At 61.6% G+C, this 14,831-nt stretch carries 12 protein-coding genes and 1 pseudogene; 12 read left to right on the top strand and 1 reads right to left on the bottom strand.

Annotated features, from left to right (window positions below):
* Positions 1-10 precede the first annotated feature (10 nt).
* The 11 genes from HB680_RS08425 to HB680_RS32695 all read left to right on the top strand — a co-directional run bounded on the left by HB680_RS08425 (position 11) and on the right by HB680_RS32695 (position 12,905).
* Positions 11-1,171, top strand: a complete 1,161-nt coding sequence (locus HB680_RS08425) for an acyl-CoA dehydrogenase family protein (RefSeq protein WP_213938048.1) — start codon at positions 11-13, stop codon at positions 1,169-1,171.
* Positions 1,172-1,189: 18 nt separating this feature from the next.
* Positions 1,190-3,277: an acetate--CoA ligase family protein gene (locus HB680_RS08420; RefSeq protein ID WP_213938047.1), complete on the top strand. Its 2,088-nt coding sequence runs from the start codon at positions 1,190-1,192 to the stop codon at positions 3,275-3,277.
* Between the two features lie 38 nt (positions 3,278-3,315).
* The gene (locus HB680_RS08415) at positions 3,316-4,017 is read left to right on the top strand and encodes an NAD(P)H-dependent oxidoreductase (RefSeq protein WP_213938046.1); all 702 of its coding nucleotides are present in this window, start codon (positions 3,316-3,318) and stop codon (positions 4,015-4,017) included.
* A 26-nt stretch (positions 4,018-4,043) separates the two neighbouring features.
* Positions 4,044-4,679: a TetR family transcriptional regulator C-terminal domain-containing protein gene (locus HB680_RS08410; RefSeq protein WP_213938045.1), complete on the top strand. Its 636-nt coding sequence runs from the start codon at positions 4,044-4,046 to the stop codon at positions 4,677-4,679.
* Between the two features lie 112 nt (positions 4,680-4,791).
* Positions 4,792-5,511: a winged helix-turn-helix domain-containing protein gene (locus HB680_RS08405; RefSeq protein ID WP_213938241.1), complete on the top strand. Its 720-nt coding sequence runs from the start codon at positions 4,792-4,794 to the stop codon at positions 5,509-5,511.
* Between the two features lie 198 nt (positions 5,512-5,709).
* Entirely contained in the window at positions 5,710-7,344 is a 1,635-nt protein-coding gene (locus HB680_RS08400; protein WP_213938044.1) for a 5-guanidino-2-oxopentanoate decarboxylase, read from the top strand.
* A 178-nt stretch (positions 7,345-7,522) separates the two neighbouring features.
* A complete protein-coding gene (locus HB680_RS33025) occupies positions 7,523-9,526 on the top strand; it encodes an aminotransferase class I/II-fold pyridoxal phosphate-dependent enzyme (RefSeq protein WP_213938043.1) in 2,004 nt (667 codons plus the stop codon).
* A 27-nt stretch (positions 9,527-9,553) separates the two neighbouring features.
* The gene (locus HB680_RS08390) at positions 9,554-10,336 is read left to right on the top strand and encodes a transporter substrate-binding domain-containing protein (protein WP_213938042.1); all 783 of its coding nucleotides are present in this window, start codon (positions 9,554-9,556) and stop codon (positions 10,334-10,336) included.
* A gap of 144 nt (positions 10,337-10,480) precedes the next feature.
* Positions 10,481-11,194, top strand: a complete 714-nt coding sequence (locus HB680_RS08385; protein WP_213938041.1) for an ABC transporter permease subunit — start codon at positions 10,481-10,483, stop codon at positions 11,192-11,194.
* A gap of 5 nt (positions 11,195-11,199) precedes the next feature.
* On the top strand, positions 11,200-11,898 hold the full coding sequence (locus HB680_RS08380) for an ABC transporter permease subunit (RefSeq protein ID WP_213938040.1): 699 nt from the start codon (positions 11,200-11,202) through the stop codon (positions 11,896-11,898).
* A complete protein-coding gene (locus HB680_RS32695) occupies positions 11,898-12,905 on the top strand; it encodes a DMT family transporter (RefSeq protein ID WP_256735478.1) in 1,008 nt (335 codons plus the stop codon). The genes HB680_RS08380 and HB680_RS32695 overlap by 1 nt, the downstream gene beginning before the upstream one ends.
* On the opposite strand, the pseudogene HB680_RS08375 reads toward HB680_RS32695, so the two are convergent.
* Positions 12,861-13,289: pseudogene (locus HB680_RS08375) on the bottom strand (TetR family transcriptional regulator C-terminal domain-containing protein); the annotation flags it as partial. The gene HB680_RS32695 and the pseudogene HB680_RS08375 sit on opposite strands and share 45 nt — an antisense overlap.
* A 228-nt stretch (positions 13,290-13,517) precedes the next feature.
* Between HB680_RS08375 and HB680_RS08370 the strand changes: the two are divergent.
* Positions 13,518-14,534, top strand: a complete 1,017-nt coding sequence (locus tag HB680_RS08370; protein WP_213938038.1) for a succinylglutamate desuccinylase/aspartoacylase family protein — start codon at positions 13,518-13,520, stop codon at positions 14,532-14,534.
* Positions 14,535-14,831 lie beyond the last annotated feature (297 nt).

The following is a 14,831-nucleotide window of genomic DNA, read 5'->3' as shown; positions in this document are numbered from 1 at the left end:
ACGTACAGCCATGAATTTCCAACTGACTCAAGAGCAGGACATGCTGGTGGAAGCGGTGCGGCGTTTTGTCGAGAAAGAGCTGCTGCCCCACGAAGAAACTGTCGACCGCGCTGATGCCGTGCCGCCGGAACTGGCCGCGCAGATTCGCGCCAAAGCGCTCGCCGCAGGCTTCTATGCCTTCAACATGCCGGAAGAGGTCGGCGGTGGTGGCCTCGATTACCTGTCCCAGGCGCTGGTCGAGCGTGAGCTGTCCAAGGTGTCGTGGGCGCTGCACGTGTTCGTCGCGCGTCCGTCGAAGATCCTCATGGCCTGCACCGGCTCGCAGGTCGAGGACTATCTGTTGCCCTGCGTGCGCGGCGAAAAGGTCGACTGTTTTGCCCTGACGGAACCGGGCGCCGGCTCCGACGCCAACGCGATCAAGACCCGCGCCGTGCGTGACGGCGATGACTTCGTGATCAACGGCAGCAAGCATTTCATCAGCCACGCCGGGCATGCCGACTTCGCGATTGTGTTCGCGGTCACCGACACCTATGAGCACAACGGCCGCCAGCGCAACGCGGTGACGTCGTTCCTGGTGGATCGCGATACGCCGGGAATGACTATCCGCCGTGGTCCGAAATGCGTGAGCAATCGCGGTTATCACACCAGCGAGATCTTCTTCGACGATTGCCGCGTACCAGCCTCCAAAGTGCTGGGTGAAGTCGGCAAAGGTTGGGACGTGGCCAACGCCTGGCTCACCGCCGGCCGGGTGATGGTGGCCGCCAACTGTGTCGGTCAGGCCCAGCGTGCGCTGGATGTGTCGCTGCAATGGGCGGCGGATCGCAAGCAGTTCGGCCACGCCATCGGCACGTATCAGGGCATTTCGTTCAAGTTGGCGGACATGGCGACCGAAATCCGCGCCGCTGAACTGCTGGCGTTGCACGCGGCGTGGAAAATGGACCAGGGCACCATGACCGACGGCGAGGCCGGCATGGCCAAGCTGTTTGCCAGCGAAGTACTGGGCCGCGCTGCCGATGAGGCGGTGCAGATTTTCGGCGGCATGGGCCTGATGGACGAGGGGCCGGTGGAGCGGATCTGGCGCAACGCGCGGATCGAGCGGATCTGGGAAGGCACGTCGGAGATCCAGCGCCACATCATTTCCCGCGAGCTGCTGCGGCCGCTGCTGCGCTGATGGGTCAAGGAGAATCCCATGTCAATCAGAGACAATCTCAAGCGCATGCTGGCCCCGCGTCATTTGGCGTTCGTCGGTGGGCGCAGCATGGCGCGGGCGTACAAACGCTGCGCTGACGGTGGCTTTCAGGGGCAGATGTGGCTGGTCAATCCGCAGCACGAGAGCCTTGAGGGCATTCCGTGCGTGGCGTCGATTGCCGATTTGCCTTGCGGGCCGGATGCGGTGTTTATCGCCACCAATCGCGAACTGACACTGAGTTGCGTTGCCGACCTCGCGGCCAAGGGCGCCGGTGGGGCGATCTGTTATGCCTCCGGTTTCGCTGAAACCGGCGAGGAAGGGCTGGCCATGCAGGCGCAACTGTTGCGAGCCGCCGGCGACATGGCGCTGCTCGGGCCGAACTGCTACGGCTTGCTCGACTACCTGCACAGCGCTGCGTTGTGGCCGGTGGCCCATGGCGGTAAAGCCGTTGAGAAGGGCGTCGCGATCCTGACCCAGAGCGGCAATTTTGCCTACAACCTGAGCATGAGCGATCGATCGCTGCCATTGGCCTATATGGCCTCGGTGGGCAATCAGGCGCAGTTGGGCGTGGCCGAATTGATGGACGTGCTGCTCGACGAACCGCGCGTGACGGCCATCGGTTTGCACCTTGAAGGGCTGAAGAACGTCCCCGGTTTTGCCCGCGCCGCGCACAAGGCACTGGAGAAAGGCATTCCGGTGATCGCCCTGAAAACCGGCGTGTCGCAGATCGGTGCCGAACTGGCGTTGAGTCACACCAGTTCCCTGGCCGGTTCCGATGCGCTGTACGACAGCCTGTTCGAGCGTCTCGGTGTGATCCGGGTCAGCGGGCCGGTGAGTTTTGTCGAAACCCTCAAGGCTGCGGCGTGCGGTCGTTTGCCAGCCGGCCCGAGCCTGACGGCGCTGGCCTGTTCCGGTGGTGACGCAGGATTCATCGCCGACTACGCCGAACGCAACGGCCTGACCCTGCCCAAGTTTGACGACAGTCAGCGCGCCGCACTGGCGCAGGTCTTGCCGAGCTACGCCAATCTGGTCAATCCGCTGGACTTCACCACGGCGATCTGGGGCGATCGCGATGCGCTGGGAAACATGCTCGACAACGTGTTGCGCACGCCTTCGGATGCGGCATTGCTGGTGCTGGATTACCCGGCCGAATCCACCGGTGAACGCAAGGAATGCGACTTGCTGCTGGAGTTGTTTTGCGAACGACTGGAGCGGCATGGCAAGACTGGCGTGGTGGCGTCGGCGTTCCCCGAGTTGCTCCCGGCCAGTGCCCGTGATCGGCTGCATGCCCGTGGCGTGGCAGCACTGCAGGGCATCGAAGATGGATTGGCGGCGTGGGGGCGGATCGCTCGCTATCAGACGCGCCGTCAGGTGTTGCTGGCCAAGGGTGAATCGGTGCTGGCGCCGATCTGTCCGGTTGCATTGGTTTCTGAAGGACTGCTGTTGGATGAGTGGCAATCCAAACAGGCGTTGCGTGCGTTTGGCCTGCCCTTGCCGGAAGCGCGTTTGTGCAGTCCCGAACAGGCGCTGGACGAGGCCAGCAACCTCGGTTACCCCTTGGTCCTCAAAGTGGTCAGCGCCGACCTGCCGCACAAAACCGAAGCCGGCGGCGTCGCGCTCAACCTGAAAGACCCAACAGCGTTGAAGTCAGCGCTGGAAACCATGCGCGGCAATCTCGCAAAGCATGTGCCGGGTCTGGTATTCGATCAGGTGTTGCTCGAACGCATGGCACCGCCGCCCTTGGCTGAGTTGATCGTCGGGATCAAACGCGAAACCGGCTTCGGCCTGGCGCTGGTGATCGGCGCTGGCGGCATTTTGGTCGAGCTGCTCAAGGACAGTCGCAGCCTGTTGCTGCCGACCACCGACCAGGCCATCCACGATGCGCTGCTGAGCCTGCGCTGTGCACCATTGCTCACGGGTTTTCGCGGCGGGCCGGCGGTGGATATGCCGGCGTTGGTCCGGGCGATTCGTGCGGTGGCGGATTACGCCGGCGAGAACGCCGACCGCTTGCTGGAGCTGGATGTGAACCCTTTGCTGGTCAATGCCCAGGGCGCCGTGGCGGTGGATGCACTGATCCGCCTCGCCTGAAACACTGACCAAATCACCGATTGCATAAGGCTGCCCAAATGAATGTTCTGATTCTTCACGCCCATCCCGAACCGCAATCCTTTACCAGCGCTTTGCGCGATCAGGCTGTGCAGACCCTGCACGCTCAGGGTCACGAGGTTCAGGTTTCCGACCTCTACGCCATGCACTGGAACCCGGTCGCCAGCGCCGAGGATTTCTCTGATCGGGACAACCCCGAGTATCTGGTCTACGCCCTCGAACAGCGCCTGGGCGTCAAGACCAAGAGCCTGGCCCCGGACATCCAGCAGGAACTGGACAAGTTGCTCTGGGCCGATCTGCTGATCCTCAATTTCCCGATCTATTGGTTCTCCATGCCAGCGATCCTCAAGGGCTGGATCGACCGGGTATTGGTCTCCGGCGTCTGTTACGGCGGCAAGCGTTTCTATGATCAGGGCGGGCTGGCGGGCAAGAAAGCGCTGGTCACCGTAACCCTCGGCGGGCGCGAGCACATGTTCGGCGAAGACGCGATTCACGGCCCTCTGGAGGATATGTTGCGACCGCTGCTGCGCGGCACGTTGGCGTATGTCGGCCTCGACGTGTTGCCGCCGTTTGTGGCGTGGCATGTGCCTTACATCAGCGCCGATGCGCGCGGACAGTTTCTGCTTGATTACCAACAGCGGCTGGCACATTTGGACCAAGATGCGCCGCTGGTCTTCCCGCGCCTGGCGCAGTTTGACGAGGTGCTGTATCCGATCCGCTGACGCTTTTAAGAGAGGGCAGGAGCACCATGGCCGAGGAAGCGCGTTTTTTGCGAATGGACCCCGAATTGCGCAAGGCCAATCTGGTGGCGGCGACACTGACGTGCCTGAAAAAGTACGGTTTTGTCGGCACCTCGATCCGCAAGATTTGCGCGCAGGCCGGGGTGTCGGTGGGCTTGATCAGTCATCACTACGCCGGCAAGGATGAACTGGTCGCCGATGCCTATCTGCACATCACCGGGCAGGTGATGAAGTTGTTGCGCGAATCCGTGGCCGCCTCGGGCAACGGTGCGCGACGGCATCTGTCGGCGTTTTTCGAAGCGTCGTTTTCCTCGCGCATGCTTGATCCCGAACTGCTCGAAGCCTGGCTGGCGTTCTGGGGCGCGGTGAAAACCGCCGATGCGATCAATCGCGCCCACGATCATTCCTATGGCGAGTATCGGACCATCATGGGCGAAGCCTTGACGTTGTTGGCCCAAGAGGAGGGCTGGGAAGGTTTCGACAGCAGTCTGGCGGCCATCGGCTTGAGTGCGTTGCTGGATGGTTTGTGGCTGGAATGCGGGCTCAATCCCAGCACGTTTACCCCGGCCCAGGGCGTGCTGATTTGTGAGGCCTGGGTCGATGGCCTGCAAATGGGCGGGTTTCGGCGTTTCATCGCGCAATGATCTCGGCTTGTTGATCAACTGTTCAGCAGTCGCTACAGTGCAGGTCTTCGCGCTTCGTAAAATTCCAAAAAAATCGGCCGTTCGCGGCACGAACAGGAGCCAGGTCATGAAGCTGATGCCATGCGTACTGGTGGTGAGTGAAGAGCCGCTGTTGCGGGAATCGTTGCAGGGTTTTTTGGACAGGGAAGGGTATGAGGTCCACTGTGCCGACAGCGCCGATCAGGCCGATGCGTGCCTTGAGCGTTTCCCGGTAGGGTTGGTGTTGCTGGACGTGCATTTGCCGGGCAGCAAAGCCCTGGCCCTGACTCGCCAATGGCGCGAGCGTTCGGAGGTCGGGATTATCCTGATGGGGGACGATGACGTCGAACGTCTCGCGGGCCTGGAATGCGGCGCCGATGATTACCTGACCCAACCCCTGGCCCCTGCCGAATTGCTTACCCGCGCCCGCAACCTGCTGCGGCGCGTGCACCACGCTCAATTGCTCGTACAACCTGCGGTGCAACCCGACGCGCACCTCAAGCGTTTCGCCGACTGGACCCTGGACACCGACCGCCGCCGACTCAAGTCCTGTGACGGTCACGAAACCCTGCTCAGCCATGGCGAGTTCCAGTTGCTCAATGTGTTCATGCGCAACAGCGGCCACACCTTGAGCCGCGACCAGTTGATGGACCAGTTGCGCAACCGCGAATGGCTGCCCAACGATCGCTCCATTGATGTGCTGGTGGGGCGACTTCGCCGCAAGCTGCATGACGACCCGGCCGAGCCGGAATTGATCATCACCATTCACGGTGCCGGCTATCTGTTTACCGCTGGTGCCTCGCTGGCGGCCTGAGTATTCAGGAATGTTCGAAGATGTAACATCTGTCAGCCGGCTATCCATTCTGGCTGAATAAAGGCGTTTAAAAACAAATAATTAATTGATCTTTGTGATGTGTTTTCGCAGATAAGTAAACGCTTGCCTCTCTGTTGAACGAGTGTTTAGTATCAACACCATCCTTCATCACTTCAAAACAATAAAACGAGGGCTGGCATGAGCTTTCAATCGACTCCGCAACCTGTTTCTCCAAGTCTCACCGGCGGCCAGGCATTGGTGCGTCTGCTGGCCAATTACGGCGTCGACACCGTGTTCGGTATCCCGGGCGTGCACACACTGGAGCTCTATCGCGGCCTGCCTGGCAGCGGCATTCGTCACGTGTTGACCCGCCACGAGCAGGGCGCCGGTTTCATGGCTGACGGCTATGCCCGGGTCAGCGGCAAACCGGGCGTGTGCTTCATCATCACCGGCCCCGGCGTCACCAACGCGGCGACCGCTATCGGCCAGGCCTATGCGGACTCGATTCCAATGCTGGTGATCTCCAGCGTTAACCACACCGCCAGCCTCGGCAAAGGCTGGGGCAGCCTGCATGAAACCCAGGATCAACGGGCAATCACCGCGCCCATCACCGCGTTTTCGGCGGTGGCCCTGAACACTGACGATTTGCCTGAGCTGATTGCCCGCGCCTTTGCCGTGTTCGACAGCGAGCGGCCACGCCCCGTGCATATTTCGGTGCCGCTGGATGTGCTGGCCGGGGCGATCAGCCGAGACTGGAGCGCCGAGGTGGTGCGTCGGCCCGGGCGCGGTCTGCCTGAGGTTGGTGCGCTGGATGAGGCGGCCAAGCGTCTGCAACAGGCCAGGCGTCCAATGATCATTGCGGGTGGCGGAGCATTGGCGGCGGGGGCCGAGTTGCAGGCCTTGAGCGAACGTCTTGCCGCGCCGCTGTTCACCAGTGTCGCCGGCAAAGGCCTGCTGGCGCCGGATGCGCCGCTGAATGCCGGTTCCAGCCTCTGCGTGCAACCCGGTTGGGACTTGATCGCGCAAGCGGACGTGGTGCTGGCCGTCGGTACGGAAATGGCCGACACCGATTACTGGCGCGAGCGCCTGCCGCTGAGCGGTGACGTGATCCGGGTCGATATCGATCCACGCAAGTTCAACGATTTCTATCCTTGCGCCGTTGCGTTGCGCGGCGATGCCCGGCAAACCCTCGGGGCCTTGCTGGCACGCGTGCCTGACGAGGCCCGCGATGCTCATGAAGCGGTCACGGCGGTGAGCGCTTTGAAAGCGGCCATCCGCAGTGGCCACGGTGAGTTGCAGTCGATCCATCAACAGATTCTGGATCGCATCGCCGCCGCGATGCCCGCCGACACCGTCATCAGCACTGACATGACCCAACTGGCCTACACCGGCAACTACGCGTTCGCCAGCCAGGGTATCCGCAGTTGGCTGCATCCCACCGGCTACGGCACCCTGGGTTATGGCTTGCCGGCGGGTATCGGTGCGAAATTCGGCGCGCCGCAGCGACCCGGCCTGGTGCTGGTGGGGGACGGCGGTTTTCTTTACACCGCGCAGGAGCTGGCCACCGCCGTCGAGGAACTGGACAGCCCGCTGGTGGTACTGCTCTGGAACAACGACGCCCTGGGGCAGATTCGCGACGACATGCTCAGTCTGGACATCGAGCCGGTGGGTGTATTGCCGCGTAATCCGGATTTCCCGCTGTTGGCCAAAGCCTTCGGTTGCACGGTGCACGAGCCGCAAAGTCTCGATGAGCTGGAGCGCGATCTGCGCCGCGGTTTTGCCCATGCCGGCGTGAGCTTTATCGAACTCAAACACGCCTGCGCGTGCCGATAAACCCAAGAAAATTTCCGTAGTAGAAAACGGCTCGACTGTCGTGAAAACGACCTGTTTACGCTGAACGCGCACCACCGTGAGTTTTCTGTTGAACGACTGTTCAGCGTCGGCTATGTTGGCTCCACCACCCCCGGTTGGTTGCGGGCTTGCGTTTCTTCCCTTCGAACGAGGCACTGGCATGCGGTTTTCACCCTTTGTTGAGCGGATTTCAGGCGATGGCGTTGCCGCTTGGGATATTCACAATGCAGCGTTCGAAGCCCGGCGCCGTGGCGAAGACGTGATCATCCTCAGTGTCGGCGACCCGGATTTCCCCACCCCGGATTTCATCACCGACGCCGCAATCCACGCCTTGCGTGAAGGCGACACCCACTACACCGAAATCGCCGGCCGCCAGGCCTTGCGCGAAGCCATCGCCACCCGCTACAGCGGCTTGTTCGACCGTGAAGTGAATGCGTCCAACGTGATCATCGTTGCCGGGGCACAGAACGCGTTATTCGCCACCTCGATGTGCCTGCTCAATGTCGGCGATGAAGTGATTGCGCTGGACCCGATGTATGTCACCTACGAGGCGACGCTCAAGGCCTCAGGTGCGACGCTGGTCCGCGTGCCGTGCTCGGCGGACGCAGGTTTCCGCCTCGACGCCGCCGTCCTCGCCAAGGCGATCACCCCGAAGACCCGGGCGATTTTCTTCTCCAATCCCAACAACCCAACCGGCGTGGTGCTCAGCCGCGAAGAGCTGCAAGGCATCGCCGACCTCGTCATCGCCCATGACCTGTGGGTCGTGGTGGACGAGGTCTACGAAAGCCTGACGTTCGAACGCGAACACCTGAGCCTGGCGTCATTGCCGGGCATGGCCGAGCGTTGTGTGGTGATCGGCAGCCTGTCGAAATCCCACGCGATGACCGGCTGGCGCACCGGCTGGATCGTCGCTGATGAAACGATGGTCGCCCATGCGGAAAACCTGGTGTTGAGCATGCTCTACGGCTTGCCGGGTTTTGTCATGGAAGCGGCGCTCAAAGCGGTGGAATCCCACGACGAAGTCACCCAAGGCATGCGCGAAATCTATCGCCATCGCCGGGATCTGGTGGTGGCCGGTCTGTCGGATTGCCCGGGCATTTCAGTGCTCAATCCCGACGCCGGCATGTTTGTTCTGGTGGATGTGCGTGACACCGGGCTGACTTCATTGGAATTCGCCTGGCGTCTGCTTCGCGAAGCAAAGGTTTCGGTATTGGATGCCGCTGCATTCGGTGAGCCGGCCCAAGGCTTTGTGCGACTCTCATTCACGCTGGGCGAAGAACGACTGGCCCAGGCCTGCCAGCGCATTCGCGACTTTGTCCTGGTGCTCAAAGGCGAAGCGCCTCGGCCGGTGATCGCCCGTGTCACCAGCGCTGCAACGGCTGAGCCGGTTGCGGCCCGGACCATGATCGAAGTCGATCAACTGCACAAACGCTTCGGCAATATCGAGGTGCTCAAGGGCGTTTCATTGACCGCCCGTGAAGGCGACGTGATTTCCCTGATCGGCGCCAGCGGCTCGGGCAAAAGTACCTTGCTGCGCTGCATCAACATGCTCGAAGTGCCGGACCAGGGGCGCATTTTGGTGGACGGCGAAAGCATTCACCTGAACTTCGATCGTCCCGGCGCGCCGCTGGTGTCGGATGCCAAGCAACTGGTGCGAATTCGTTCGAGCCTGGGCATGGTGTTCCAGAACTTCAACCTCTGGCCCCATCGCACGGTGCTGGAAAACCTCATCGAAGCGCCGACCCAGGTCCTGCGTGAAAGCCGTGCCGAAGCCACTGAACGGGCCGAAGCCTTGCTGGAACGCGTGGGGCTTGCGGCCAAGCGCAACGAGTACCCGGCGTTTCTCTCCGGGGGACAGCAGCAACGGGTGGCCATCGCCCGCGCCCTGGCCATGCGCCCCAAAGTCATGCTGTTCGATGAACCCACCTCGGCACTCGACCCGGAACTGGTCGGCGAAGTGCTGCGGGTGATCCGCTCCCTCGCGGAAGAAGGCCGGACCATGATCCTGGTGACCCATGAGATGGCTTTTGCTCGCGATGTGTCTTCCAAAGTCGCCTATTTGCATCAAGGGCTGATTGAAGAAACCGGTTCGCCGGATGAAGTGTTTGTACACCCACGCAGCGAACGTTGCCGGCAGTTCGTCAACGCTCATCAGACTCGCTAACGCATCATAAAAAGACGGGGAAAAATCATGGGAAATCGACGTTTGGCAAACTGGTTGACCGGCGTGGCGTGCGTCATGCTGACCGGCATGAGCGCGGCGCAAGCCCAACCGATCCGGTTCGCGGTCGCGGCAGAACCTTATCCGCCGTACACCGAGAAACAGGCCAACGGTGAATGGAAGGGCTTTGAAGTCGACCTGATTCACAAGCTGTGCAGCGAAATGAAAGCGGAGTGCGAAATCAAGGAAGTGGCGTGGGACGGGATCATTCCGTCGCTGCTGGCGAAAAAGATCGATGTGATTTTCTCCTCCATGTCGGTGACCGAAGAACGGGAAAAACAGATCGCGTTCAGCAAGGCCTACTACGACTCGGTGATTGCGATTGTCGGTCCGAAAGACGCTTCGGTGAAAAAGTACCCGGATGACCTCAAGGGCAAAACCATCGGCGTGCAGAACTCGACGGTGAGCGCGAGTTTCCTGAAGACCTACTACGAAAAAATTGCCGACGTTAAGTACTACGACACTCAGGACTCGGCCAACGCCGACCTGATTGCCGGTCGCATCGACTTGATGATGGCGGACGGCACGGCCATGGCGGCCTTCGTCAAGACCCCCGATGCCAAGGACCTGGCGTACCTCGGCCCGGTGCCTTATGACCCGATCTTCGGCAAAGGCGTGGGCGCCGGTCTGCGCAAGGACGACACCGAGCTCAAGGCCAAACTCGACAAGGCCATCACCTCCTTGCTGGCCAGCAAGGACTACGACGACCTCTCCGAGCATTACTTCGGCACCAGCGTGAAACCTGCGTTCTGACGCCACATAGAACCTGTGGGAGCGGGCTTGCTCGCGAAGGCGGCTTTTCATTCAGCAATGATGTCGGCTGACCCACCGCCTTCGCGAGCAAGCCCGCTCCCACAGGGGATGTCTTGTTTTCAAGGTCGCTGACTGGAGAATGAAATGCCAGCAATGTTCGAGTTGATCAATTTCAGCGAAACCGGGTGGGGCGGTGCGCTGCTCAAAGGGCTGTGGATGACCCTGCAGATTTCGGCCGGGGCCTTTGTGCTCGGGCTGGCCATCGGGCTGGTCGTGGCCTGCCTCAAGCTCAATGCGCCGAAACCGATTGCGACGCTCATGCGCGGCTACACCACGTTATTCCGCGCGGTGCCGGAGTTGTTGCTGATCCTGCTGCTGTACTACGTCGGCTCCATGCTGCTCAACTCGCTGATGACCCAGTTGGGTTACGGCGTGGTGAATGTCAGCGGACCGCTGGCGGCGATCGTGGTGTTGGGGCTGGTGCAGGGCGCGTATGCCTCGGAGATTTTCCGCGCGGCGATCCAGGCGATTCCGTTCGGCCAGATCGAAGCGGCGCGGGCGTTCGGCCTGAGCGGGTTCGGCCTGTTCCGGCGCGTCACGTTGCCGATCATGGCGCCCTTCGCGATGGCGGGGATGGCGAACCTGTGGATCAACCTGATCAAGGACAGCGCATTGATCAGCGTGGTCGGCACCAACGAGCTGTTGTACACCGCCAAGCAAGGCGCGGGTTCCACGCGTCATTATCTGTTGTTCTACCTCACGGCCGCGGCGATGTATTACGCGGTGACGTTAGTGTCCAACTACCTGTCGGGACGGCTTGAGCGACGCATTCGTCGCTGGATGCCTTTGGCTGAGTGATTGAAATGATTCCAGCGTGGATAGTTGAATACGCAGCGCTGTTGGGCCGAGGGTTGCAAACGACCGTTACCCTGCTGTTGCTGTCCAGTGTGTTCGGTTTCTTGTTGGCCATCCTGGTGGCGCTGGCGCGGATCTCCAGATACAAGGTGATCGCCAAGGCCAGCCTGTTCTATACCAGCGTGTTTCGCGGCACGCCGTTGTTGATCCAGATTTACATCTTCTATTACGGACTCGGCAGCCTGTTTGCGCAGTTTCCGCTGATTCGCGGCAGCTTTCTCTGGCCCTACCTGCGTGACGGCTACTGGTACATCGTGTTTGCCCTGGTGCTGTCGATGGGTGCCTATGTCGGCGAAGTGATTCGCGGTGGCCTGCTGGCGGTGCCACGGGGTGAAATGGAAGCCGCGTCGGCGTTCGGCATGACCTCGCGCCAATCCCTGTTGCGAGTGCGTTTGCCCCGGGCGATGCGCTTGTTGTTGCCGACCCTGGCCGGTGAAACCGTGATGTTGCTGAAGTCCACGGCGCTGGCCTCGACCATTGCGGTGATCGATTTGCTGGGCGCCGCCAACGTGGTCCGGGCGCAAACCCTGCAAGTCTATGAGCCGTTGCTGCTGGTGGCGGGGGTGTATGTGTGCCTGACCTTCCTGATCGAGGCGCTGTTTGCCTTCGTCGAGCGACGCGGGACGCCCGTGCGCAGGTCGGTGTAATGAGTTCGCCAACAATCGTCGACCGCTCGCTGCAAGGCATTGGCCTGTGCACCCTGGGCTACGCGTTCCTGGCGCTGCAAGACGCCGGCATCAAGTGGCTGGTGGCCGGCTATTCGGTGGTCACCATCCTGTTCTGGCGCAGCCTGGTGGTGGTCGTGGCGTGTTTGCTGGCGGGGCGCCTGCGGCTGGTGCAGCGGGCCTGGCGTTCGCCGAGTCGGCGTTTGTTGGTGGTGCGCGGTTTGTTGTCGATCGTGGCGTGGCTGCTGTATTACACCGCCGCGCGGGACCTGACCCTTGCCGAGATGACCACGCTGTATTTTTCGGCACCGATCATGGTCACGGTGCTGGCGGCGATGATCCTCAAGGAACGCGCCAGTGGCTGGCAGTGGTTCAGTCTGATCCTCGGTTTTGTCGGGGTGATCATCGCCTGCCGCCCGAGCCATATCGCCGATCCGCTGCCGATCATCCTCACGCTGCTGGCGGCGATGTGCTGGGCGTTCACCTACATCCAGTTGCGGCAGGTCGACGACCAGACCTCGGTGCTGGAACAGATGCTGATCACCAACGTGGTGTTTGTCATTTGCATGATGGTGGCGCTGCCCTGGACCCACACCCCGGCGCCGACTCCCGCTTGGCTGGGCATGCTCGCGGCCGGGTTAGTGGGCGGTATCGGTCAGTTCCTGTTGTTCGCCAGTTTTCAGCGGGCGACCGCGACCTTGCTGGCGCCTTTCGAGTACACCGGGCTGATCTGGGCGTTCGCGCTTTCCAACCTGATCTGGGGCACGCTGATGGACGTGTCACTGATGATCGGTGCCGGGCTGATCGCGGTCAGCGGCACCCTGGCCATGATCTTCGGGCGCCACGCTTCCCAGGACGTCGTCGGTGCTGAATGCTCCGTGACGCAACCCCTTTATCCAGCAACGACAGATGTGGAGGCCGTTGGCGGGGCTGAAGGTTTCGGGGTTCAGGCACCACTCGATCCAGAGTCCGTCGAGCATCGCCGATAAGCCAATAGCCGCCAGGCGCGTGTCGTGGATCACGAAACCCTCGCTGGCCGCCAGATCGTCCAGCAGTTGGCGCAACAGATCGAGGTAGGCGCGGTAGCTTTTTTCGTGGGTCTGGCTGACGTGTTCCGAGTGCCGGATCAGGCTCCAGAACACCACCCAGACCCCAAGCAACTGCGGGTCCATGACCCGTGGCGAAAACGAGCCGACGAGGAAGGTGTCCATTTTTTCGGCGGGTGTATTGGCCTGCTGGACTTCCACGAGCAGGGCGCTAGTCAGCTCGCTGGCGAGGGTCTGGTAGGTGTCGGCGATCAGCACATCAATGCTGCCGAAATGGTGATTGAGCAAGCCGACGGACACCCCGGCCTCGGTCGCGATACGGCGCACGGAAATACCGGCGTGGCCGTCGCGGGCCAGGCAACGCAGGGTGGCGGCAATCAGTAGTTCGCGGCGCGCGTCGGCTTCAACGCGACGGAATTTTGGAGCGTCGGTGGTCACAAGCGAATCCTTGGGTGCAGTGCCTGGTTGGCGAGCTTAGTTGAACGTGCGTTCAGGTTCCAGCGTCGGCGACGGCAATCCAGGGTTTTTTAACGATCAACACGGGAGGACAAACGGATGGCGCAGGATATTTCGTTCAATGTTCGCAACAACAACGGCGACCCGGTACGGGTCGGTGCCTGGCGTTTTCAGGGCGATGGCAGCGGGCCGACTGTGCATTTGCAGGCCGGCGTGCATGCCGATGAAATCGCCGGAATGCTGGTGCTGCACCTGTTGATGCAGCGTCTAAAAGTCGCCGAGGCCGAGGGCCGGCTCAAAAGCCGGGTGACGGTGGTGCCGCAGGCCAATCCCCTGGGCATCGGGCAGTTTCGCCAAGGGCGGATTCTCGGGCGTTTTCACGACGCCACCGGACATAACTTCAACCGCTCGTTTGATCTGTCGGCAGCGCTGGAGCGACCTTCGACCAACGTCCAGGAATGGCAAAAAAGCCTGGTACAACTGGCGGCCACGGCAGACGTGATGCTGGATTTGCACACTGATGACGAGGCCTTGCCATACCTCTACGTGCACCGCAGTTTCTGGCCCCGTGGCCGCGAATTGGCGGCGGCGATGAAAATGGACGTGGCGATCATCTGGGATGACGGCGGCGACGGTTCCTTCGAGGAAACCATCATTGCGCCCTGGCTGCGCGATGGCGTCACCGAGCAGAAAATGGCGGCGACCCTGGAGTTGCGCGGGCAGGGCGATGTCAGCGATCACTTCGCCGAGCAGGATGCACAAGGCTTGTACGCCTGGCTGTGCGTGATCGGCGCCATCGACGAGGCCACGACGCCCATTGACTGGCCCGTCGAAGCCATGCAAATGAGCCACATGGAAACCCACCTCGCGCCGCAGCCCGGGGTGCTGATTTTCGAAAAGGAACTGGGCGATGTCGTCGAGGCAGGGCAACGCTTTGCGCGGATCCTCCAGCGCCCCGGCGATCCTTCTTCCGAAGTGGTGTTGTACGCCGAACAGGCAGGGCGAATGGTGACGCGCTATCGGGATCGGCTGGTGTCGCAAGGCATGGTCGTCGCCAAATTCACCGGCAGCCGGGAATCGCGGCATTGGAGCGGCGGGTTGCTGGATCCAAATTGAGGCCGGACCCCGAGCGCATACAAGCGCCGCTCGAAGGCTTTACGGCGGTGCTTTCCGTCCGATGGCGTTGCGGGAATGAAGGAAATATCTGAAAGATATTTTTCACTTTTGTAACTTTTTGTTTGCTTCACCGCCAAAATCCATGGTTATTATCCGGCGGCGCACCAGGCCAAAAGCCTGGCGCCAAAGGATTGCCATGTGTCCACAGACCCGGCAATCGCAGCCGATCGGGTCCACCCTAGCGCTGTCACCCCTGCGCAGGCCGTTCCCCGTCGTTGACCCTCAAACGAAAGGTGA

Source organism: Pseudomonas sp. dw_612 (genome assembly GCF_018449725.1).
Lineage (GTDB): Bacteria > Pseudomonadota > Gammaproteobacteria > Pseudomonadales > Pseudomonadaceae > Aquipseudomonas.
This window is presented reverse-complemented; position numbering and strand designations above follow the sequence as displayed.

Bases quoted from the DNA above. Each gene is read 5' to 3' on its own strand.
- HB680_RS08390 (WP_213938042.1), top strand. From the start codon at position 9,554: ATGGGAAATCGACGTTTGGCAAACTGGTTGACCGGCGTGGCGTGCGTC.
- HB680_RS08370 (WP_213938038.1), top strand. From the start codon at position 13,518: ATGGCGCAGGATATTTCGTTCAATGTTCGCAACAACAACGGCGACCCG.
- HB680_RS08410 (WP_213938045.1), top strand. From the start codon at position 4,044: ATGGCCGAGGAAGCGCGTTTTTTGCGAATGGACCCCGAATTGCGCAAG.
- HB680_RS08400 (WP_213938044.1), top strand. From the start codon at position 5,710: ATGAGCTTTCAATCGACTCCGCAACCTGTTTCTCCAAGTCTCACCGGC.
- HB680_RS08385 (WP_213938041.1), top strand. From the start codon at position 10,481: ATGCCAGCAATGTTCGAGTTGATCAATTTCAGCGAAACCGGGTGGGGC.
- HB680_RS33025 (WP_213938043.1), top strand. From the start codon at position 7,523: ATGCGGTTTTCACCCTTTGTTGAGCGGATTTCAGGCGATGGCGTTGCC.
- HB680_RS08415 (WP_213938046.1), top strand. From the start codon at position 3,316: ATGAATGTTCTGATTCTTCACGCCCATCCCGAACCGCAATCCTTTACC.
- HB680_RS08425 (WP_213938048.1), top strand. From the start codon at position 11: ATGAATTTCCAACTGACTCAAGAGCAGGACATGCTGGTGGAAGCGGTG.
- HB680_RS32695 (WP_256735478.1), top strand. From the start codon at position 11,898: ATGAGTTCGCCAACAATCGTCGACCGCTCGCTGCAAGGCATTGGCCTG.
- HB680_RS08380 (WP_213938040.1), top strand. From the start codon at position 11,200: ATGATTCCAGCGTGGATAGTTGAATACGCAGCGCTGTTGGGCCGAGGG.
- HB680_RS08420 (WP_213938047.1), top strand. From the start codon at position 1,190: ATGTCAATCAGAGACAATCTCAAGCGCATGCTGGCCCCGCGTCATTTG.